The organism is Acinetobacter sp. V116_7 (genome assembly GCF_056735735.1).
Window position 1 is genome coordinate 1 of the sequence record NZ_JBWZIF010000013.1, and the last position, 21,238, is coordinate 21,238.

The window sequence follows — 21,238 nt, forward strand, 5'->3', positions numbered from 1 at the left end:
CGCAGCGGACGGGGCTCGAACCCGCGACCCCCGGCGTGACAGGCCGGTATTCTAACCAACTGAACTACCGCTGCACTTTCACAATATCGAAATTGTGGGGTAAACGATGTTAAGTCTTAAGTGGCGCAGCGGACGGGGCTCGAACCCGCGACCCCCGGCGTGACAGGCCGGTATTCTAACCAACTGAACTACCGCTGCACTTGAGAGCTTAACGTAAAGGCTTGGTGGGCGCTGACGGGATCGAACCGCCGACATTCTGCTTGTAAGGCAGACGCTCTACCAACTGAGCTAAGCGCCCTTAACGTCTTCATCGTTTGTGAGGTGCATTATAGAGAATCTTTAACAGGTGTCAAACGCTTTTCGACTTCTTTTTAAAAAAATGCGAATGAATGATTAAAAATAAGTCATTATTAAGTAAAAAACAATTTTTTGTATTTTATTTAAACACTTATTTCAATATTTACCACATTTACACAGCTCATCAAGATTAGATAAAACTTGCTCTCAGGTTAAAGATTGTTCAGACAAATAAACTAATGCATCTTCAGCAACTAAATCAAATAGCTCAATGATTTCTTCATTACGCATTCGAACGCAGCCATGTGACATTGGCACCCCCATTGGTTGCGTGTCTGGCGTTCCATGAATGTAAATGTAACGCTGCATGGTATCGTGGCCCTCGCCTTTATTAAAACCTTCTTCTAGGCCATCTAACCAAAGAATACGAGAAAGTATCCAGTCTCGTTCAGGATATTGGGTAGCTAACTCAGTGCTATAAACCTCCCCTGTTGGCTTCCTTGCAATAAAAACTGCATTTTGTGGGGACTCGGCACCAATTTTCTTTGCCACTCTATGCCATCCACGTGGTGTTCTACCTGTATTTTCCTGCTCACCGATTCCATTCTTTCCTGTAGAAATGACATAAAACTTATTATGTTTAGGTAAAGTTAATGTTTGGTTTGCTAAATCGATAAGAACATCAGCATCTTCGAGCTTAAATTGAGACATTGAACTTATTCTCTTATATCAACTCAAATACATTGAGTTTAATTAAAAAATTGTTGTAAGGGCTGTCTTGTACTAGAAATAAAAGATTATCAATCTTCTTTTACCTACGCGCAGTTTCACCACTTGTCTTGCGCCAAAATAAAAGATTATCAATCTTCTTTTATCTACGCGCAGTTTCACCGCTTGTCTTGCGCCAAAAATAAAAGATTATCAATCTTTTATTTTTGGCTCAGGCCGTAGCCATAACCAAACTGCAACGATGAACATAGTAAGATCAGTAAAAACCTTGACTAAAAGTGGTGCTGAAGTGAATAGCATGATAATTCCGCTAATCGCCATCATTATGCTTGCAATCCACTTCGCTTTACGAGGCACTGTGCCATTGGCTCGCCAATCACGTAGCGTTGGACCATATTTAGGATGATTTAACAACCAATTATCCATTTGTGGCCAGCCTTTTGACGCAGCCCAAGCAGCCAGAATCAAAAACACTGTTGTTGGCATACCTGGTAAAATTGCTCCAATAATGCCTAGCGTGATAAAAATCACGACTAAAGAGCGCCAGAACAATGTTCGCATATATAAACCTTAACCTGCTGTTAGCGTTAGTATAAAGTGTTTTTCTAATATTTTTTGTTGATCCGTTATGAAATTAGGATGAATTACTTCGAGTATTAAATGTATGAATATTGCCTCAGTTAAAACGTCCTATTTCGAGCCTTGGCTTCAATTTCAACACCCTATAGTTAGACAACTCGCTTTTTGTATTGCTAGTCCAAATTTACTTTGTCAAATACCAAAAAGCTTAGATATACAACATCATTTCAAGTTACATACAAGTGAGTTTTGGGAGGTTCATTTTCAAAACTATTTGCCGCGTTTGAAAGAGCTTGATCAAACTCCAGAGCCTTTAATTCGGTTTTTATCTCAGCTTAAAAGTACACGCTTAGGTTTACGCTTTGAGCATCTACTCTGGTTTTGGTTGCAAGAGGATCAGTATCATCCCTATCAATTATTAGGACATAGTATTCAAAAAATTGAGGGGCCAAAGACATTAGGCGAACTGGATTTTTTAATTTTAAATAAAGAAACTCAAAAAATTGAACACTGGGAGGTAGCCTTAAAATATTATCTCGGTGAGGCAGATTTACATTTAGAACAATGGATTGGCTTAAATCGTCAGGATACTTTAAGCAAAAAGCTTTATCACTTCACAGACAAACAATTTCAGTTTCCTGAAGCCTTAAACTTCGAAATTCAACAACGCTTTGCGGTTTTAAAAGGACAACTTTATCTTCCTTTAGGTTTAAATTTGCAGCAGCCACTACCTGACTGGGTAAATTTACAGCGTCGTTTAGGGTATTGGGGCACCACAATTCCTCATTCTTCTTTTTATCGATTAGAAAGACACGAATGGCTGTGTCCAAATAAACAACCTAGTTCCGCCCCAGCACATTGGTGGACAGACGGTTTATATTGTAAAAATGGTCAGGAGGTTCTGTTTTATATGTTTAGACACCCTTCATATTTAAAATTTCAGTCCAACTTCCAGAAATTTAAATAATTAACAATAAATTTAAGATTCTAGAAACATTTTATAACGTTTTTACTATTAAACAGTCATGTTTCTTTTTCCGTTTGTTTTTTAATCTAAATTTACTTCATTATTAAATTTAAACGGAGAAAATGATGAAAAAAGTTTTAGCTGCTTCTGTCATGATTGCTGTTGTTTTAACAGGCTGTAATACGTTTAAGGGTTTTGGTAAAGATGTTTCTAAAGCAGGTGATGCTGTAACGAATACTGCTGAAAAAACACAAGATAAAATGTAAGTTAGAGTTATCACTAAAAAACCTTATCGTTCCGATAAGGTTTTTTCATTTTTACGTACCCATCACGTAGAGATTCGCCTATTATATCGGACTATATTTCACCTGATCAGCACGCAATTTCCGGTATGAACCATTCAGATACTCTCTCGCTTAGCCTAGAACTTTTACAACAACCTTCTGTTACTCCAGTTGATCATACTTGTCAGACCATCATGGCAGACCGCTTACGCCAAGTTGGTTTTCATATTGAACCAATGCGTTTTGGTGATGTAGATAATCTCTGGGCACGCCGCGGAACTGAAGAACCTGTATTTTGTTTTGCAGGTCATACTGATGTCGTTCCGACAGGTAAATTAGAAGCATGGAATTCAGATCCATTTGCACCTGAAATCCGCGATGGAAAATTATATGGTCGCGGTTCGGCAGATATGAAAACAGCTTTGGCAGCTATGGTTGTCGCATCTGAGCGTTTTGTAGCAAAACATCCAAATCATAAAGGTTCTATCGCATTTCTGATTACTTCAGATGAGGAAGGCCCTGCTGTTAACGGTACGGTCAAAGTTATTGAGACTCTTGAAGAACGTAACGAAAAAATTAAATGGTGTTTGGTAGGTGAACCCTCAAGTACTCATAAACTAGGTGATATTGTTAAAAATGGGCGTCGTGGTTCGCTTAATGCAGTATTAAAGGTCCAAGGTAAACAAGGTCATGTTGCTTATCCACATTTAGCACTTAACCCAATTCATGAGGCATCACCCGCTTTAACAGAGCTATGCCAAACCGTTTGGGATAATGGAAATGAATATTTCCCAGCAACATCATTTCAGATTTCAAATATTCATGCTGGAACTGGTGCAACCAACGTAATTCCGGGTACTTTAGAAGTTACTTTTAACTTCCGTTATTCAACAGAAGTGACAGCTGAACAGCTTAAACAACGTGTTCATGAGATTTTAGATAAACACGGTTTAAAATATGAAATCGTTTGGAATTTGTCTGGTTTACCTTTCCTAACCCCAATCGGTGAACTCGTTAATGCCGCTCAAACTGCTATTTTAAATGTAACTGGTACTGAAACTGAGCTTTCAACAAGTGGTGGTACTTCGGACGGACGTTTTATTGCTCCGACAGGTGCACAGGTATTGGAGTTAGGAGTTCTTAACGCAACAATTCATCAAATTAATGAACATGTTGACGTGCATGACCTCGATCCCCTGACTGATATTTATGAGCAAATTTTAGAAAATTTATTAGCTAAATAAAAATTAAAAAGGAACTCAAATGAGTTCCTTTTTTTTATAGATGAAGCGAGTTTTGGATATATTGCAAATTAGGAACGTGGTAGCGTTGACTCTCCATACGCACATATTTAAATACACTTGGATTCTGCAAAGTATCTTGTATATCTTCATTTTCATCTACGACTTCAGAAATACGTAAACGAACTGAAGCTGGCATCGATTTGCAGATGAGTGCAAAACGTTGGCTGATATCTTCACTTTCAATAACCAATGCCACCGCTCGCGAATCAATTTCATTATTCAATGAATAGACCGGAAGCTTTACGTCATGCCATTCAATATGCTTAATGCCATTTTTGACATCCATCGCTGATAACACGATGTTTTGTGGCAATAGCATCGGCACTTGCTGATCACATTCAATAATATATGCATCAATAAAACCAGTTGAAACAGTAATTAAATGTTGAAGTTCTTGCTGATCCATTTCATTAATTAATGATGTACTTATCTGACTTTTCATTAGGCAAGTTCCTCTTCACGTGTCGTGAAAAAAGCATCAATATTGTGAAGTAAGTCTTCTTCTTGGAAAGGTTTACCCATGTATTGGCTAACCCCTAAAGCAAATGCTCGTTCACGGTGTTTTTCGCCAGTTCTTGATGTAATCATAATGACTGGCATATGTTGATGTAGATCATGATGTCGTACGAGGTTAAGTACCTCAAAACCATCCATTCGTGGCATTTCAATATCAAGCAACATCAGATCTGGTTTAATATTTTCCAACTGCTCAATTGCATCAATACCATCTTTAGCTGTAACTACGTCATAGCCCTGACGTTCGAGTAAACGAGTCGTTACCTTACGAACTGTAACAGAGTCATCTACAATCATAATGAGACGGCGTTCGTCAGACTCGCGTTGTCTATAGATAGTCTCATTGAGCGACTTATGTCGACGAGTAGACTGAATTTGGCGAGCAATATTTTGTCCATCTAAAATTAGACAAACTTGACCATCACCTAAAATAGTTGCACCTGCAATCGCACCAATACTAGAGAACTGCTGTCCGATTGGCTTAACTACAATCTGCGCTCGTGAACCAATAAGTTGATCGACCAATAGTGCAATAGTTTGTCCATTATTGGCCTTAATCATTAATACTGGTAGCGAATACATCATCCCACTTAAACGTGGAATCGGTTGATTACCAACAAACTCAGATAAATAGCGTAATGGATAGCGTTTATTTTCAAATTCAAAGAATTCTTGTGCACTTCCAAAATACTGTTCTAATGAGGTTGGTGAAACTCGAACAATTCGATCGATTTGAGCTAACGGAATTGCAAATTGTTGATCAGCAACTTTAACCATCAAGGCATCACTAACCGCTACTGTGGTTGGAACACGTATGGTAAAGATTGTTCCTTGCCCATAAACAGAGTCAACACTCACATGTCCACCCAAAGCTTTAATATCACTTTGTACAACATCAAGCCCTACACCACGACCTGAAATCTGAGTGACTTGATCGGCTGTACTTAACCCTGGATGGAAAATCAACTGCAAAATATCTTGATGTTCTAATACTTGTTCAGAATTAATCAAACCAGATAAGAGGGCCTTTTGACGAACCTTCTCGATATCAATACCTCGACCATCATCTTTAAACGTAACAACAACATCCGTACCTTGACGGTGAATATTCAGTTCAATACGTCCAGTTTCTGGTTTTTGTGCTTGTTCACGTTGCACACGATCTTCTAGACCGTGGTCAATTGCATTTCGAAGCATGTGCTCAAGCGGTGTAACCAAACGCTCTAGCATTGTCCGGTCTAGCTCACCTTCGGTATTATTAACAAAAAGCTCTGCTGGTCGATCCAATGCAGTAGAAGTTTGTCTCACAATTCGTTGTAAACGAGGTAGCAATCGAGAGAATGGTACTAGTCGTGTTCGCATTAGCCCTTCTTGAATTTCGGCCTGAATACGTGATTGCTGTACCAATAAACTTTCGGTATCTCTGATTTTTTCGGATAATGTATTTTTGAAATCCACTAAGTCCGATGCAGATTCGGCAAGTGATTTCGATAATTGATTCAATGAAGAGTATTGATCCATCTCTAGAGGATCAAATTCTGTATAACGAGAATGCTCAATACCGTGTTTTGCAATAATCTGAGTTTCTAATTCGCCTTCCATTCGACGCAACTGGTCTGCAAGTCGTTGAATGGCTAATTCCATTTCCACGAGCGTATGACCAAATTGACTGAGATCCATTTCAATTCGTGAACGGTTAATCGAATTTTCACCAGATAAATCAATCATTTTCTCGATTAAATCTGCTGAAACACGAATCATCTCATTGTTTTGTTCAAGATGCTGCGTTTGTTCCCATGCACCCATCATTGGCGGTGGTTCTGTACCATCACCTTGCACAAAACTCATTACAGGTTCCGTGCCAAATAGATCAGTTCTAGTCAATTTACTCGGAATTTGAATTGCCGTTTCAATAAACTGAATATTTTCTAGACTATGCTGCAAGCCATCGAAGTGTTGATAATTTTGCTTAAAAATTGCCTCTTTTAGCCAGACAATTGCACTCTCTAATAAGTTGTCATAAATATTTGAGCTAAAATGATAAAGCGCAAATTTTTCAAAAGCATTCTCAAGTTGATAAGCAATTGCTTGCACAGTTTCTAGTCCCAACATACGGGAACCACCCTTCAAACTGTGCACTGCTCTTTGTAGCTGAAGCAAGATACTACGATTGGTACGCTGCTCAAACCACTGCTTTAATAGATGATCGGCCATCTCTAACAGCTCGGCCGCCTCCTCCATAAATGTCTGCTCGACTACAGAATCAATATCCTGATCTTGGATACTGTCTGTATAGCCTTCTGCATCAAAAACTTGTAATTCTATGTGCTCAACAAGTCGAGTATTAGACTCAACAATCTGCTCAAAATTAGAAGTTAACTCATCGAGATTTAAAGAAGTATCGTGTATAGCTTCTTGCTGTAATACTTCAACATTTAATTCTGGTATAACATCTGTTTCAGACTCTACTTGCATCTCTTTAACAACAGAGCCAAGTGACTCATATACCTTACCGGCATTCTTAAGCGCTTGAATAGTATGAGAAGCCGCATAATCTAGATGCTGCTCACGTACTATTTGTAGACGGTCAGCTAAATCATCTTGAACCAGACGGATAAAATCAATAAGAGCATATGAAGCAACCAACTGTCTTTGAATTATGCGCTCATAAATACTTTCTAATTCATGTGCAATTAAACCAATATAATTTGCCTGAATCATATTTGCCCCACCTTTTAAAGTATGCAAATAACGCATCAGATTATTAAGAGCAGCAAAGTTCTCTTGATCATCAACCCAAATATTAAGATCTGTATCCATTCCTTCAAGCAACTCATCGGCTTCTTCAAGAAAAATATCTAACAGTTCTGGATCAAAATAACGATTTACGTGCTCAGTAGTCATGAACTGACGATCTAAAAGCATACTCTGATTCATTGTTAGATGATCAGTTAATACACTTTCGATAGATACCGGAGATTCATGTGATGTTTGTTCTACATCAACACTAAATAATGACTCAACAACATCCTGATTATCTAATGGTTCAGAATTAAGACTTGGAATATGCTGGGTATATAGTTTTAGCTCTTCCAAAACATTTTGGTGTTGCTCAATAATACTAACTCGTTGACCCGCAGCTAATGCGTCAAATAACTGAATTAATTGTTGATGGGCTTTCTGATAAATTTCAAAAACATAATCTGAGTGCAATAAATCAGGTCGATCAAGCAATACATCATAGCTATCTTTCAGTTGGTTCGTATATTCATATAAACCAACCATGGCCTGAGACTGAGTATGTTGCAGTAACAAGTCAGCCTGTTCACTTAATCGTTCAAGATAGTGAGGAAACTCAGAACGAATTCCCTTCTCAAAATCTAACTCTGCATCAAGTAATTCTGAAACATCGAGCTGTAACAGCTGAGATACCAGACCATGTGGAGGCATGAGTGGGCTTGAATGCTCCCCATGCTGCTCCATATACGCATCCCAAACCTGATTGAATTGTCTCAGGTCAGAATCTAATTGGTCATTAGAGCAGTGTGCAGCTAATAGATCTAAACAATTTCGAATAAACTGTCTGTAATCACGGAGTAGTAATATCTCTTCTGAATAAGAAGAAAGTTCTTCTTGTAATAAGATTTTGAATAAATGCTCAACCTTCGTACTAGCATCAAAAATTGCTTCTACCTGAGCCATTGCCGAGCTACCGCGCAATGTATGTAATGCACGGATGAGCGCATTATAACTTTCGTGCTGATGTATTTCTTGTTCTAAAAATTGATCAATGGTCGCTAAGTGCTCTTCCGCTTCTTCCATAAATAAAACTAAGGTTTCAGCAAGATTATGTTCACTTTCTATCGTGGTTTCTACGGTTAAATTATCTGACACCGGCTCTAAATCATTCACCTCTAAACCAGTCTTAGTTTCCGCAGTGAGAGTATCAGACAATAATAAAAGTTCTTCTAAAGCTGGCTCTAAACTTTGCTGTTGTTGTAATTGTTGTCCCAATAAAATAAGAGGTCTAAAATCTACTGCATGTTCCTTTTTAGATTTAAAGTCATCTACTAATTTAAAGAAATAGAACTTAAATACCAACTGAACATATTGTTGGATGTTAGGAGTTAATGTGAGACTCTCATTGATGATCCGATTAAGCGTATCTTCTACAGTCCAAGCAAGCTCAGCAGAGGATTTCGCTGCAATCATTCGCCCTGAACCTTTCAAGGTATGAAAATGGCGACGGATCTCAGTCAGCGTAGCAACATTTTTAGATTGCATCCATTCATGAATCAGAGATTGCAATTCAACAAAAATTTCTTCAATTTCTTCAACGAAGATATCAAGAAATTCAGCATCTTGTTGAGAATAGCTATCTTCCGGTAGCATCATTGCTTCAGTTAAAGTTTTTAATATTTCTTTCATAGCAAAGGCTTCTTTTGCTTGTCTCCTAAATGGAGAAAAACGACAGAGTCAACACCAGATAAATAGCTGTGTCCCCAATATTTACCTAGCGTTGTTAATACTTTTAAAAGGATAGCTATTATAGAAACAGCTATCCTCATCCCCCAATTTAATCAGGTAATTTAAAGTCCGTTACCGATTCACGTAATGACTCTGCCATATTTGCTAATTCAGAAACCGAACGTGCTGTATCGAATGTTGCAGTTGTGGTCTGCGAAGTAATTTCTTGTACGACGGTCATGGTTGTCGCAATATGACTCGCAGATGCAGACTGAAGTTTTGCAGCATCAGAAATGCTGGCCATTAAGTTTGCCAAGTCACCCGATACTTTTTGAATCTCGCCCAAGGCAATACCCGCATCTTTTGCCAAGTTCGCTCCGCGTACAACCTCAGTTGTTGTCTGTTCCATTGAAATAACAGCTTCGTTAGTATCGGTCTGAATTGTTTTAACCAGAGTTTCGATCTGTTTAGTTGCCGATGCTGAACGTTCTGCAAGACGCTGTACTTCATCTGCAACCACGGCAAAACCACGTCCTGCCTCACCTGCCATAGATGCTTGAATTGCTGCATTTAATGCAAGAATGTTTGTTTGGTCCGCAATGTCGTTAATTAACGATACGATGTTACCAATTTCTTGTGAAGACTCACCCAAACGTTTAATACGTTTAGAAGTTTCCTGAATCTGCTCACGAATCGTGTCCATACCTTCAATTGAACGGTTTACCACTTGTGCGCCATTAGAAGCAATTTGTACCGAACGTTCTGCTACTTCGGTAGATTCCGATGCATTTGAAGATACTTGGTCAATTGACTGCGCCATTTCATTCATTGCAGTTGATGCGCCGGCAATCTCTTGTGCCTGATGCTCTGATGCTTCTGCCAACTGGTTAGTAATATTCTGTGTATCATGCGTATAGCGGGCAACTTCCTGAGAAGTTTCATGAATTCGGGATACAAGATCACGTAATTGGTCAATCGCAAAGTTAATCGAGTCGGCAATCGCTCCTGTAAAATCTTCAGATACCGTTGCATATGAACGCAAGTCACCGTCTGCCAAGTCGGCGATTTCATCTAGTAAACGTAAAATCGCGTTTTGGTTACGGTCATATTCTTCTTGCAAGGTAGCTACACGTTGTTTATCTGCTTTACTACGAAGTGATAAAAGCTTTAAGACTGAACTAATTAAACCAAGCAGTGATAATGTAAGAAGTGCAACTAAAGCAAATGCTTTCCAACCATATTGTGTTTGCTCAGAAAGATCACCCAATACAGATAACATTTCATCAGATTCCGATAAAATCTCGCCTGATGACTGACGTACGTTTACAATCTGATCTGTATGTTTAAGAACTGATGCCGCTGCAGATTTTAAAACTTTATCATATTCAGATTTAATACCTTCCAAAGACTCACGTACTTCCGGAGACTCAACTCTAGCCACACCCAATTCAGCATTTCCGTTTAGCTGTGCATTTAAATACACACCAAACGTCTCAATATCCACACCAAAGTCATGTGCTGAGGTCTGAGAATTTTCTGTACCAACCAAAACAGTGTTAATAGAGCGCAAAATACGTTCTGCAATAAATACTTGGTTCTTAGCAATAATCACCTGACTACTGGGTGCTTTTTCGCGAACCATCTTATCAACCATCAAGTTATATTCAGCCTGAATTTCTGGAATAGAATCACTAATCGAGATATTCATGTTATATAACTGATTAATTACGTCTTGATGTGACGAGATCAAGTTAATGTCATACGACAAAGCTTTCCACAGAACTGCAACTTTTTTGTATTCTTTTGAAGATTTACCATGAATATTTTCAACATCTTTGATATTTTCTGCAAAAAGTTTATTTGATTCAGCTAACTCTTTCATAGCTTTAGGTGAACCAGAAGCCGTTGCTTCAGTAGCCTGTCTAGAAATCGTTTGTGACAATAAACGCAACTCACCCAAACTACGTGTTAATTCGTTATGTCGAGGTACGCTATAAAATAAATAAACGAGCGAAGTTAAAGCAAATACCAAACATAACAACGCTACATAAAGGATAGGCTTGGACTTTTCACTTTCCCCAAATAAACTGGCGTATTGCTCAATTCCTGACTGGATTTTTGCAATAAAATTGAGACCCGATTTTTCGGACGCAACACGATTGCCGCCTTTCTTTTTAAGCTTAAAGCCCATAGCTTCTCCCCAGAAAATACTCTGTTTTTCACAGCGTAAAAAATTAGTTTATAAATTTTGTCGATGCATTCATGTAATGTGGGTTTTGCAATAAACGACTAAATAAAAAGACATGCCAATGCTGGTTATGTTGGTGAAAATAACCTTGGCAATACTCTTTTAGGTTTTCCTCTAAGTCTAAGCTTTGAGAAAAAAAACTTTTTTTATTAAAGTGCTGAATCCCCAAGACCTGATCCACAACCAACCCCACATACTGGTCGTGATGACTAATACATAACACTTTTTGGGCAGACGAAAATGTACTTCGTTGCCCTGAAATAAAATGAGCCAAATCAGAAACTGAAAGCAACCTTCCCCGAATGTTCGCTAAACCTTTTACCCAACTTTGAGCATTTGGAACTGGCGTATATTTCGGTGGATAGATAACTTCTGACACTTCCCCAAGTGGTGCGACGAAGTATTGCCCTCTCATTTCAAAAGCAATCCCTGACCATCGCTGTGCTTCATTTTGAACTGAAGCGTAATTCTTATTACCCCGTTTAGACAAACGAAGTAACTCGATAAATCCATTCGCTGCCATACTCGATCCTATAAAACGGGCAGATAATCCCGTTATTTATGTTTTTATGGATGGATGAGTTAATTTAGAAATTGTTTAATTACATCAATCAATTGCTTTTCTTCGATAGGTTTAATCAGATAATCGATTGCACCTTGACGCTTGCCCCATACTCGGTCAGTTGCCTGATCTTTAGTACTCACAATTACTACAGGAATATGCTTAGTGTCTTCATCGCGGGTAATCTGACGTGTTGCCTGAAAACCATTTACACCAGGCATAACAACATCCATTAACACTAAGTCAGGCTGTTCAGCTTTTGCTAAAGTTACACCATCTGCACCATTAGATGCTTCAAGTACGTCATAGCCGTGCTTAGTTAGAATTTCTCTAAAACGATAAGTTTCTGTTGGTGAATCATCAACAATAAGAATACGTGCCATTTCTTTGCCCTTAAATTACTTAATTATGAACTTACATGATTACGAATCGCGTTTAACAATTCGTCTTTGCTAAAAGGTTTCGTCAAGTATTCATCTGAACCTACCACACGCCCTTTTGCCTGATCAAATAAACCATCTTTACTAGAGAGCATGATAACGGGAATGTTCTGATAATTTTGAGAGTTTTTAATCAAAGCGCAAGTTTGATAACCGTCTAAACGAGGCATCATGATATCGACAAAAACAATATCTGGATTTGCCTCTGCAATTTTGGACAAAGCTTCAAATCCATCCACCGCAGTAATCACTTCACAGCCTTCTCGCTGTAATAAAGTTTCGGCTGTTCGGCGAATGGTTTTTGAGTCATCAATTACCATTACTTTCAGATTTTGGAATGCATCTTCCATTTAATCTTCCATCCCCATAAATATAAAATATAAATGCAATTTAACTTAAATTTGTTTTTACGCATTTATACGCATTTTTAACATATCTCACAGTCTATTTTCAATGAGGCATTTTTGTCTACTTTCTCATTTATAAACAATAACTTTTAACCTCATCACACTTTAATTAAAATTATCATTTTTTTTATAATGACTATATTTTTATTCAGCTAAATAATAACTAATATATTAAAGATTAATTATTTAAAAATAAGTAATTTAGCTTTCTTTTTTTGGGGATATTCAATGAATAATCGGATGAAATATGCCTTTTATAGGAACTGCTTGTCTGTATCTATAGGCATTATTTCCTTCGGTTGGCTCTGTTTTTCAACAACCTTGGCTCTAGCGGATACTTCTAAAGTGGTCTGGTATCGTTATTATGATCAACACGGTACGGCCAATATCAGTACATCAGTCACTCCTGCTCACATTCGTTACGGTTATGAAGTTCTAGATCAAAATATGCAAGTGATTAAAAGAAATCACTCTTATAGTGCCGAGGCTGATTTAAATCAATCAGGACAACGAGCATTATCGGCACGGCATAGAGAACTAGATATCAAATTAAAAAATGCTTATAGCAATAGTAAGACAGCCATGCTTAAAAGAGATCAAGCATTACTTGCTATAAAGAAGCAAATTAACTATCAAGAGGAACAACTCGACCAGTTACAACAAGACAAAATTTTATTTAAGCGTCAAGAAATGGAATATTTCAGAAAGCGAGAAGTCATTCCTGAGCGACATAAGACTTTGATTGAAAACAATCTAAATAATATTTACAGAGTCAAACAGACACTTGAAACACTTTCCAAGACTTACAAACGTACCAATAGCGAGTATGAAAACATTATCGAACGTTTAAAAAAGCTTGAATAACTGTAAAGGTTTATCAAGAATAGGGGCAAAATAAAATTTGAATTATAGGATGATGCTGTATGCACAAGATGCATCTCACCCCTTCCACTATTTTTAAACTGAGTATTATTAGTTTATGTTTGATTTTAGCTGCATGTAATCAGCAAGAAACGACTAAAACAACGGCATCAGCTCCAGCAAAAATTGAACTCATTCCTCAAGACCTGATTGCAGTTAAAGAAGGAGCACTTGACTCTCAAACTGCATTTACAGGAACCATTCGTGCGGTTCAGCAAAGTTCAATTCAGGCTCAAGTGAGTGCTACGGCGACTACTGTAACTACAAATGTTGGTCAACAGGTGCAAAAAGGCCAAGTTTTAGTAAGATTGAATAATCAAGATAATGTTGCACGATTAGCACAAGCGCGCGCCAACCTCGCATCAGCTCAGTCACAAGCTGAACTTACACGCAATTTAATGAACCGAAAGCAACGACTTTTTAATCAAGGATTTATTGCTCGTGTCGAGTTTGAACAGAGTCAGGTTGACTATAAAGGACAACTTGAAAGTGTAAAGGCTCAACAAGCGAATGTTGATATTGCTCGTAAGGCTGATCAAGACGGTATTATTACCAGCCCAATTTCAGGCGTCATTACTAAACGACAAGTCGAACCTGGTCAGACAGTATCAGTTGGTCAAACATTATTTGAAATCGTAAATCCTGACCAACTTGAAATACAAGCCAAGCTACCAATTGAACAGCAGTCTGCTCTTAAAGTCGGTAGCAGCATTCAATATCAGATTCAAGGAAATTCTAAACAGTTAAATGCGACGCTTACACGTATTTCACCTGTTGCAGATCAAGACAGCCGACAAATCGAATTTTTTGCCGTTCCTAAAGAAAAAATTGATTCGTTAAGCATTGGCGCTTTCATTAATGGAAATATTCTCCACAATGACACTCAGCAAGGCCAAACGATTCCTTTAGACAGCATTCAAAATATGCAAAATGATCCTTTTGTATGGGTGGTACGTAATCAAACCATTCAAAAAGTTAAAATTCGTGTGATTGAACAGCGCTATAACGACAATATTGCTTTAGTTGATGGCCTACAACGCACAGATCTAGTGAGCCGTATTCAATTTGAAGATTCCGACATTAATAAAAAAGTGACGGTTACAACCGAAAAAAAATAAATAAGGTAGCAAATAGCATATGTGGTTTACTCGAATCAGTGTGAAATACCCCGTTTTTACTATTATGATGATGCTCTGCTTAATGGTACTCGGGTTAGCTTCTTGGAAACGTATGACGGTTGAAGAGTTTCCGAACGTCGATTTCCCATTCGTAGTAGTGACTACGCAATATGCTGGTGCTTCACCTGAAGCTGTCGAATCAGATATTACAAAAAAACTCGAAGATCAGATCAATACAATTTCTGGGATTAAACAAATCACTTCACGCTCAAGTGAAGGCTTTTCAATGATTGTGGCTGAGTTCAATCTCGACACTTCATCGGCCCTTGCAGCACAAGATGTTCGTGACAAAATTGCTCCTGTCACAGCCCAATTTCGTGATGAAATTGATACACCGATTGTACAACGCTACGATCCCTCTTCTAGCCCGATCATGTCAGTTGTATTTGAATCAAATAGCATGAGTTTGGCTCAACTAAGTTCATATGTAGATAAACGTATCGTGCCGCAGCTTAAAACCGTGTCTGGTGTCGGTAATGTGAATTTATTGGGGGATGCCAAACGGCAAATACGAATAAAAATTCTTCCTGAGCAATTGCAAAGTTATGGCATTGGCATTGATCAGGTCATTAATACGCTAAAAAATGAAAATATTGAAGTTCCCGCAGGAACCTTACAACAAAAGAATTCTGAACTGGTTGTACAGATTCAATCAAAGGTCATTCATCCACTTGCTTTTGGTGACTTGGTGATTGCCAATAAAAATGGTTCACCAATTTTTCTAAAGCAAGTTGCAACGATTGAAGATACACAAGCCGAACTACAATCAAGCGCATTTTATAATGGAAGAACAGCAGTCTCTGTCGATATTTTAAAGAGTTCTGATGCTAATGTAATTCAGGTTGTCGATAAAACCTACCAAACTTTAGAGAAATTAAAAACACAAATGCCTGCGGGTTTAAACTATAAAGTTGTGGCCGATAGCTCCAAAGGAATTCGTGCTTCAATTAAAGATGTGACTCGTACCATAATTGAAGGTGCTGCCTTAGCAGTTTTAATTGTTCTATTATTTTTAGGCTCTTTCCGCTCTACCGTTATTACAGGCTTAACCTTACCGATTACTTTGCTAGGAACCTTAACTTTCATTTGGGCTTTTGGTTTCAGCATTAATATGATGACGTTATTAGCCCTATCGCTCAGTATTGGTCTCTTAATTGATGATGCAATTGTGGTTCGGGAAAACATCGTAAGACATACTGAACTTGGCAAAGATCATGTGACTGCTGCCCTAGAAGGCACAAAAGAAATTGGTTTAGCCGTACTCGCAACTACGCTTACCATTGTAGCCGTATTTTTACCAGTTGCCTTCATGGGCGGGTTGATTGGACGTTTCTTTTATCAGTTTGGCGTAACGGTGAGTACAGCCGTTTTAATTTCAATGTTTATTAGTTTTACGCTCGATCCAATGCTTTCTGCTCACTGGAAAGATCCAGTCAAGAAAAAAGATAATTGGCTACAACGATTTTTTAACCATATTTCTAATGTGTTAGATCGACTGACTCATGTGTATGAAAAGCTCTTAAAGCTGGCTTTACGTTTCCGTTTCATCACAGTCATTATTGCAATTGTTTCACTATTTGCTGCACTAGGACTGTCTAAACTGATTGGGACCGAATTTGTACCTACCCCAGATAAAGGTGAAGTTCGTATTCAGTTTGAAACCCCTGTAGATGCTTCTTTGGAATATACCCAAGCGAAATTACATCAAGTCGATAAAATTATTAGGCAGTTCCCCGATGTGGTTTCCACTTATGGCGTGGTCAACAGTGAGGTAGACTCTGGTAAAAACCATGCAGGTTTAGGTGTCACCTTAAAGCCCAAACAAGAACGTAGCTCAGATTTAAATACACTCAACAATGAGTTCCGTGATCGTTTGCAAAGTGTAGCGGGTATTCGAGTGACTTCTGTTGCCGCAGCACAAGATTCTGTCTCTGGCGGGCAAAAGCCAATCATGATCTCTATTAAAGGATCTGACCTAAATGAGCTACAGAAAATTTCAGATCGTTTTATTGCTGAAATGGAAAAAATTAAAGGTGTAGTTGATTTAGAAAGCTCATTGAAAGAACCTAAACCGACTCTGGGTGTCCACATTAATCGTGTACTGGCAAGTGACTTAGGTTTATCAGTTTCTCAGATTGCCAATGCGATTCGCCCATTAATTGCGGGTGATAATGTCACAACTTGGGAAAATCGCGATGGCGAAAATTATGATGTGAATGTACGTTTAAATGAAAATAAACGTATGCTTCCGCAAGATGTGCAGAACCTATATCTCAACTCCAATAAGACCAATGCGACTGGGCAAAATATATTAGTTCCACTTAGCGCAGTTGCAACAACCGAAGAAAAACTCGGTGCTTCACAAATTAACCGACGTGATCTTGAGCGTGAAGTATTGATTGAGGCAAATACATCAGGACGACCTAGCGGCGACATTGGTCAAGACATCGATAAAATGCAAAAGGCATTTAAACTACCTGCTGGATATACATTTGATACCCAAGGGGCAAATGCTGACATGGCTGAATCTGCTGGATATGCATTAACAGCTATCACCCTTTCAATTGTGTTTATCTATATCGTGCTAGGTTCTCAGTTTAATAGCTTTATTCATCCTGCTGCAATTATGACCTCTTTACCATTGTCACTCATTGGTGTTTTTCTTGCCCTATTCTTATTCAAAAGTACCCTAAATCTATTTTCGATTATCGGCATTATTATGTTGATGGGGCTTGTCACTAAAAATGCGATTTTGCTTATCGACTTTATTAAGAAAGCAATGGATCAGGGGACAAGCCGTTATGATGCTATTTTACAAGCGGGCAAAACTCGTTTACGTCCAATTTTAATGACGACAAGTGCTATGGTGATGGGGATGGTTCCTTTAGCTTTAGGTCTTGGCGAAGGCGGTGAGCAAAGCGCACCAATGGCTCACGCTGTGATTGGGGGAGTAATTACCTCTACCCTATTGACTCTTGTAGTTGTACCCGTCATTTTCACTTATCTAGATGACTTGAAAAACTTTATGCTGCGTCAAACTCGACGATTCATGTCATAATGCAGCGATTATCGTATAATCTGCGTTTTTATAACGCTTAACTTTTAGGACTTTTTCCATGCGCGCAAGCCGCTTTTTATTTGCAACGTTGAGAGAAACCCCAAATGATGCTGAAGTGATTTCACACCAGCTCATGTTACGTGCGGGGATGATTCGTAAATTGGCATCTGGTTTATATACATGGCTGCCGATGGGAACACGTGTGCTTAAAAAAGTAGATGCGATTGTTCGTGAAGAAATGAACCGCTCAGGCGCAATGGAAGTATTCATGCCCGTGACTCAACCCGCAAGTCTTTGGGAAGAATCGGGTCGATATGAACAATATGGTCCTGAATTGTTACGCTTTAAAGATCGTCATACGAACCCATTCGTACTTGGACCAACACATGAAGAAGTTATTACAGACATGGCGCGTAACGAACTTAAAAGTTATAAGCAGCTTCCTGTAAATTTCTATCAAATTCAAACCAAATTCCGTGATGAAATTCGTCCACGTTTTGGTGTAATGCGTTCACGTGAGTTCATCATGAAAGATGCTTATTCTTTCCATGCAACTCAAGAGTCGTTACAAGAAACTTATGACGTGATGTACGACACCTATAGCCGTATTTTCACCCGCTTAGGTCTAGACTTCCGCCCAGTACAAGCCGACACAGGTTCTATTGGTGGTTCAGCTTCACACGAATTCCACGTATTGGCTGCTAGTGGTGAAGATGACATCGCATTTTCAACTGAATCTGATTATGCAGCAAACGTTGAAATGGCTGAGGCTGTTTTAGTGGGTGAACGTGCAGCACCGACACAAGAATTTAAATTGGTTGAAACACCAAATCAAAAAACAATTGATGATGTATGTCAGTTCTTAAATGCAGACCCTAAGCAATCTGTTAAAGCTTTATTGGTTCAAGGTGTTGCTGACGAAAAAGGTAATGTTCCTGTTGTTGCTCTATTTGTACGTGGTGACCACGAACTTAATGAGATTAAAGCTGAGAAGCATCCTTTAGTTGCTGCGCCTCTTACTTTTGCAACTGAAGAACAACTTCAAGCATTTGGTTTAACTGCTGGCTTTACGGGTCCACAAGGTTTAGTTGAAAAAGGCTTAACTGTAATTGTTGACCGCGCTGCATCTGTTCTTTCAGACTTCGTTGCTGGTGCAAATGAAGCTGACAAACATGCGGTTGGCGTAAACTGGGAGCGTGACGCGCAAATTAGCGAAGTTTTTGATTTACGTAATGTGGTTGAAGGCGATCCATCTCCAGATGGCAAAGGCACACTACAAATTAAACGCGGTATTGAAGTAGGTCATATTTTCCAACTTGGTACTAAATACTCTGAAGCTTTAGGCTGTAAAGTTCTAGGTGAAGATGGCAAACCATTTACAGTAACCATGGGATGCTACGGTATTGGTGTAACACGTGTTGTTGCAGCTGCAATTGAACAAAACTACGATGACAAAGGAATTATGTGGCCACAAGCCATTGCACCTTTTGAAATTGCAATTGTTCCAATGAATGCGCACAAATCACCACGCACTCTTGAAGCAGCAGAAGCACTTTATGCAGAACTTCAAGCTCAAGGTTTTGATGTTTTGCTTGATGATCGTAACGAACGTCCGGGCGTTAAGTTCTCTGACCTTGAATTGATGGGTATTCCACACCGTATTGTGATTGGTGAAAAAGGTCTTGATGCTGGTACTTTTGAATATAAAGGCCGTCGCGATGCTGAAGCGAGCAATTTAACGAAAGAAGAACTTTTAGCTAAGTTAGCGCGTTAATAAATAGACAAATAAAAAAGCAGCTTCTTAAAGCTGCTTTTTTTAACTCAATTTTTATGCCTGAACCGTTAAGTCTTTAATAGTTGTCGATGAACCATTGGTTTTAACAGACTCAATTCCTTTATCACGTGAAGCTTCGCTCGCATAGAATTGACTTGTGCCAATAATTTGATGATTTGCAGCTTTTAAATTGAAATAAGGTTTCCCATTCTTTGCAGTTAAACGCTCATATCGTGCGTCATCACCACTATTTTTCTGAATTGATTCAATACCATTTACCGCAGAAGCTTTAGCCTTATATAGCTCACTATTTAGAATAGGTTCACCATTTCCTGCCTTTAAAATAAAGCGGTATTGTCCATCACTTGCTAGTGAAATTTCGTACCATCCTGCCATAAAAACCTCATTTTTTTGTTGGTGTGGGTATGACTTTCGTTATTATTCTGGACGAAAGTTATTTGTTATTTATGACAATATAAATGGGCTATCATTCTTTGAATAGCCCATTTTTTATACTTTTTCGTAATAAAATTATAATGATGTTAGAAATTTAAAAAGTAGAGATATAAGTGAATATCTCTACTGAAATGTAATTAAAATTAACAATTTAAGCTTTTTTTACAAATTCAGATTTTAACTTCATCTGACCAATACCATCAATTTTGCAATCGATATTGTGGCCATCACTTGCATCTGGAACTAAACGAATCGTTTTTACTTTCGTGCCTACTTTTACGACTGAAGATGAACCTTTAATTTTTAAGTCTTTAATGACAGTTACGCTGTCGCCATCAGCTAATACATTTCCATTAGCATCTTTAATAATTTCTTGTTCTTCAGTAAGCGATGTATCCCCTTCTTTCCACTCATTTGAGCATTCAGGACAAATCAATAAGTCGCCATCTTGGTAAGTATATTCTGATTGGCATTTTGGGCAGTTTGGCAAAGACATGAAAAAAATCTCAAAAAGTATATTATGCGAGATATGACTCATTTTTTAAAGTTTTAAATAAAAGACTTTTACCAAAAAAAAATTTATACATTCATTTTGAGTTTTTACTTAATAAATATTCTTTCAAAATAATTGCATGGTTATTTTCAACATCTTTTGCTGAATATAAAAGCGTAACTGTATGTTCTACTGCGATGTGTTGTAGCTCTTCAACTGCGGAGTTGGTTTCAAGCTCTTTTAAATAACGCTGCTTAAATTCTTCCCAATGATCTGGCGTTGCTGCATGAAACCACTTGCGCAGTTCTGTTGAAGGTGCCACTTCTTTTAACCACAAATCTAAATGAGCATTTTCCTTACTAATCCCCCTACTCCATAGGCGGTCAACCAAAATTCGCTTTCCATCACTAGGCTCAGCATTTTCATAAATTCTTTTAATGTGTATATCCATAATCTTTCTCTGCGTAAGTTTTACATTTTAGATAAATCTTATAAAAGAAAAGTGAGCAGATTTAACTCCACTCACTTTTTAAATATTTCATCAAAATTTTAGAAGGT

The 21,238-nt window shown here is 38.2% G+C and carries 18 protein-coding genes and 3 tRNA genes; 7 read left to right on the forward strand and 14 right to left on the reverse strand.

The features are described 5' to 3' along the window. From AC1PJP_RS03925 to AC1PJP_RS03945, 5 genes are all read right to left on the reverse strand, one after another. Positions 1-74 (reverse strand) — tRNA-Asp (locus AC1PJP_RS03925). Between the two features lie 47 nt (positions 75-121). Next, a tRNA-Asp gene (locus AC1PJP_RS03930) sits at positions 122-198 on the reverse strand. A 24-nt stretch (positions 199-222) separates the two neighbouring features. Continuing rightward, positions 223-298, reverse strand: a tRNA-Val gene (locus AC1PJP_RS03935). A gap of 206 nt (positions 299-504) precedes the next feature. After that, the gene (elsL, locus tag AC1PJP_RS03940) at positions 505-1,008 is read right to left on the reverse strand and encodes a cell wall-recycling L,D-carboxypeptidase ElsL (protein WP_111856204.1); all 504 of its coding nucleotides are present in this window, start codon (positions 1,006-1,008) and stop codon (positions 505-507) included. Positions 1,009-1,218: 210 nt separating this feature from the next. Further along, on the reverse strand, positions 1,219-1,587 hold the full coding sequence (locus tag AC1PJP_RS03945) for a YbaN family protein (protein WP_192455295.1): 369 nt from the start codon (positions 1,585-1,587) through the stop codon (positions 1,219-1,221). 103 nt (positions 1,588-1,690) lie between these two features. Between AC1PJP_RS03945 and AC1PJP_RS03950 the strand changes: the two genes are divergently transcribed. From AC1PJP_RS03950 to dapE, 3 genes are all read left to right on the forward strand, one after another. Beyond that, on the forward strand, positions 1,691-2,572 hold the full coding sequence (locus AC1PJP_RS03950; protein WP_479766554.1) for a DUF1853 family protein: 882 nt from the start codon (positions 1,691-1,693) through the stop codon (positions 2,570-2,572). 122 nt (positions 2,573-2,694) lie between these two features. Then, complete coding sequence (locus AC1PJP_RS03955; RefSeq protein ID WP_003655297.1) at positions 2,695-2,838, forward strand: entericidin A/B family lipoprotein; 144 nt, start codon at positions 2,695-2,697, stop codon at positions 2,836-2,838. Between the two features lie 125 nt (positions 2,839-2,963). Then, on the forward strand, positions 2,964-4,100 hold the full coding sequence (dapE, locus tag AC1PJP_RS03960; protein ID WP_005309814.1) for a succinyl-diaminopimelate desuccinylase: 1,137 nt from the start codon (positions 2,964-2,966) through the stop codon (positions 4,098-4,100). Positions 4,101-4,134: 34 nt separating this feature from the next. Here dapE and AC1PJP_RS03965 read toward each other — a convergent pair whose 3' ends face one another. The 6 genes from AC1PJP_RS03965 to pilG form a co-directional block, all read right to left on the reverse strand. Continuing rightward, the gene (locus AC1PJP_RS03965) at positions 4,135-4,602 is read right to left on the reverse strand and encodes a hypothetical protein (RefSeq protein WP_479766555.1); all 468 of its coding nucleotides are present in this window, start codon (positions 4,600-4,602) and stop codon (positions 4,135-4,137) included. Then, positions 4,602-9,104, reverse strand: a complete 4,503-nt coding sequence (locus AC1PJP_RS03970) for an Hpt domain-containing protein (protein ID WP_479766556.1) — start codon at positions 9,102-9,104, stop codon at positions 4,602-4,604. Before AC1PJP_RS03970 ends, AC1PJP_RS03965 begins: the two co-directional genes overlap by 1 nt. Positions 9,105-9,252: 148 nt before the next feature. Next, positions 9,253-11,334, reverse strand: a complete 2,082-nt coding sequence (locus tag AC1PJP_RS03975) for a methyl-accepting chemotaxis protein (protein WP_479766557.1) — start codon at positions 11,332-11,334, stop codon at positions 9,253-9,255. A 43-nt stretch (positions 11,335-11,377) separates the two neighbouring features. After that, on the reverse strand, positions 11,378-11,914 hold the full coding sequence (locus AC1PJP_RS03980; protein ID WP_003655289.1) for a chemotaxis protein CheW: 537 nt from the start codon (positions 11,912-11,914) through the stop codon (positions 11,378-11,380). Between the two features lie 59 nt (positions 11,915-11,973). Then, positions 11,974-12,336: a response regulator gene (locus tag AC1PJP_RS03985; RefSeq protein WP_004789266.1), complete on the reverse strand. Its 363-nt coding sequence runs from the start codon at positions 12,334-12,336 to the stop codon at positions 11,974-11,976. A 23-nt stretch (positions 12,337-12,359) separates the two neighbouring features. Then, the gene (gene pilG / locus AC1PJP_RS03990) at positions 12,360-12,743 is read right to left on the reverse strand and encodes a twitching motility response regulator PilG (RefSeq protein ID WP_000389061.1); all 384 of its coding nucleotides are present in this window, start codon (positions 12,741-12,743) and stop codon (positions 12,360-12,362) included. A 285-nt stretch (positions 12,744-13,028) separates the two neighbouring features. Here pilG and AC1PJP_RS03995 point away from each other — a divergent pair, with 285 nt between their 5' ends. The 4 genes from AC1PJP_RS03995 (at position 13,029) to AC1PJP_RS04010 (ending at position 19,731) form a co-directional block, all read left to right on the forward strand. Further along, positions 13,029-13,664, forward strand: coding sequence for a hypothetical protein (locus AC1PJP_RS03995; RefSeq protein ID WP_479766558.1), 636 nt, complete (start codon positions 13,029-13,031; stop codon positions 13,662-13,664). Between the two features lie 68 nt (positions 13,665-13,732). Next, positions 13,733-14,839, forward strand: a complete 1,107-nt coding sequence (locus AC1PJP_RS04000; protein ID WP_479766584.1) for an efflux RND transporter periplasmic adaptor subunit — start codon at positions 13,733-13,735, stop codon at positions 14,837-14,839. A 19-nt stretch (positions 14,840-14,858) separates the two neighbouring features. Continuing rightward, positions 14,859-17,957 carry an efflux RND transporter permease subunit gene (locus AC1PJP_RS04005; RefSeq protein ID WP_479766559.1) on the forward strand — a complete coding sequence of 1,033 codons (3,099 nt, stop codon included), beginning with the start codon at positions 14,859-14,861 and terminating at the stop codon, positions 17,955-17,957. Positions 17,958-18,015: 58 nt separating this feature from the next. Beyond that, on the forward strand, positions 18,016-19,731 hold the full coding sequence (locus AC1PJP_RS04010; RefSeq protein WP_479766560.1) for a proline--tRNA ligase: 1,716 nt from the start codon (positions 18,016-18,018) through the stop codon (positions 19,729-19,731). A 54-nt stretch (positions 19,732-19,785) separates the two neighbouring features. On the opposite strand, the gene AC1PJP_RS04015 is transcribed toward AC1PJP_RS04010, so the two are convergent. From AC1PJP_RS04015 to AC1PJP_RS04025, 3 genes are all read right to left on the reverse strand, one after another. Further along, positions 19,786-20,127 carry a YegP family protein gene (locus AC1PJP_RS04015; RefSeq protein ID WP_005309794.1) on the reverse strand — a complete coding sequence of 114 codons (342 nt, stop codon included), beginning with the start codon at positions 20,125-20,127 and terminating at the stop codon, positions 19,786-19,788. Positions 20,128-20,338: 211 nt separating this feature from the next. Further along, the gene (locus tag AC1PJP_RS04020; protein WP_250375191.1) at positions 20,339-20,683 is read right to left on the reverse strand and encodes a zinc ribbon domain-containing protein YjdM; all 345 of its coding nucleotides are present in this window, start codon (positions 20,681-20,683) and stop codon (positions 20,339-20,341) included. Positions 20,684-20,774: 91 nt separating this feature from the next. Beyond that, the gene (locus AC1PJP_RS04025) at positions 20,775-21,131 is read right to left on the reverse strand and encodes a DUF488 domain-containing protein (RefSeq protein WP_031949228.1); all 357 of its coding nucleotides are present in this window, start codon (positions 21,129-21,131) and stop codon (positions 20,775-20,777) included. Positions 21,132-21,238 lie beyond the last annotated feature (107 nt).

Excerpts from the sequence above, each read along its gene's own strand:
- AC1PJP_RS04015 (WP_005309794.1), bottom strand. The coding sequence starts at position 20,127 with ATGGCAGGATGGTACGAAATTTCACTAGCAAGTGATGGACAATACCGC.
- AC1PJP_RS03945 (WP_192455295.1), bottom strand. The coding sequence starts at position 1,587 with ATGCGAACATTGTTCTGGCGCTCTTTAGTCGTGATTTTTATCACGCTA.
- AC1PJP_RS04020 (WP_250375191.1), bottom strand. The coding sequence starts at position 20,683 with ATGTCTTTGCCAAACTGCCCAAAATGCCAATCAGAATATACTTACCAA.
- pilG (WP_000389061.1), bottom strand. The coding sequence starts at position 12,743 with ATGGAAGATGCATTCCAAAATCTGAAAGTAATGGTAATTGATGACTCA.
- AC1PJP_RS03995 (WP_479766558.1), top strand. The coding sequence starts at position 13,029 with ATGAATAATCGGATGAAATATGCCTTTTATAGGAACTGCTTGTCTGTA.
- AC1PJP_RS04005 (WP_479766559.1), top strand. The coding sequence starts at position 14,859 with ATGTGGTTTACTCGAATCAGTGTGAAATACCCCGTTTTTACTATTATG.
- AC1PJP_RS04025 (WP_031949228.1), bottom strand. The coding sequence starts at position 21,131 with ATGGATATACACATTAAAAGAATTTATGAAAATGCTGAGCCTAGTGAT.
- elsL (WP_111856204.1), bottom strand. The coding sequence starts at position 1,008 with ATGTCTCAATTTAAGCTCGAAGATGCTGATGTTCTTATCGATTTAGCA.
- AC1PJP_RS03955 (WP_003655297.1), top strand. The coding sequence starts at position 2,695 with ATGATGAAAAAAGTTTTAGCTGCTTCTGTCATGATTGCTGTTGTTTTA.
- AC1PJP_RS04000 (WP_479766584.1), top strand. The coding sequence starts at position 13,733 with ATGCATCTCACCCCTTCCACTATTTTTAAACTGAGTATTATTAGTTTA.
- AC1PJP_RS04010 (WP_479766560.1), top strand. The coding sequence starts at position 18,016 with ATGCGCGCAAGCCGCTTTTTATTTGCAACGTTGAGAGAAACCCCAAAT.
- AC1PJP_RS03970 (WP_479766556.1), bottom strand. The coding sequence starts at position 9,104 with ATGAAAGAAATATTAAAAACTTTAACTGAAGCAATGATGCTACCGGAA.
- dapE (WP_005309814.1), top strand. The coding sequence starts at position 2,964 with ATGAACCATTCAGATACTCTCTCGCTTAGCCTAGAACTTTTACAACAA.
- AC1PJP_RS03975 (WP_479766557.1), bottom strand. The coding sequence starts at position 11,334 with ATGGGCTTTAAGCTTAAAAAGAAAGGCGGCAATCGTGTTGCGTCCGAA.
- AC1PJP_RS03985 (WP_004789266.1), bottom strand. The coding sequence starts at position 12,336 with ATGGCACGTATTCTTATTGTTGATGATTCACCAACAGAAACTTATCGT.
- AC1PJP_RS03950 (WP_479766554.1), top strand. The coding sequence starts at position 1,691 with ATGAATATTGCCTCAGTTAAAACGTCCTATTTCGAGCCTTGGCTTCAA.
- AC1PJP_RS03965 (WP_479766555.1), bottom strand. The coding sequence starts at position 4,602 with ATGAAAAGTCAGATAAGTACATCATTAATTAATGAAATGGATCAGCAA.
- AC1PJP_RS03980 (WP_003655289.1), bottom strand. The coding sequence starts at position 11,914 with ATGGCAGCGAATGGATTTATCGAGTTACTTCGTTTGTCTAAACGGGGT.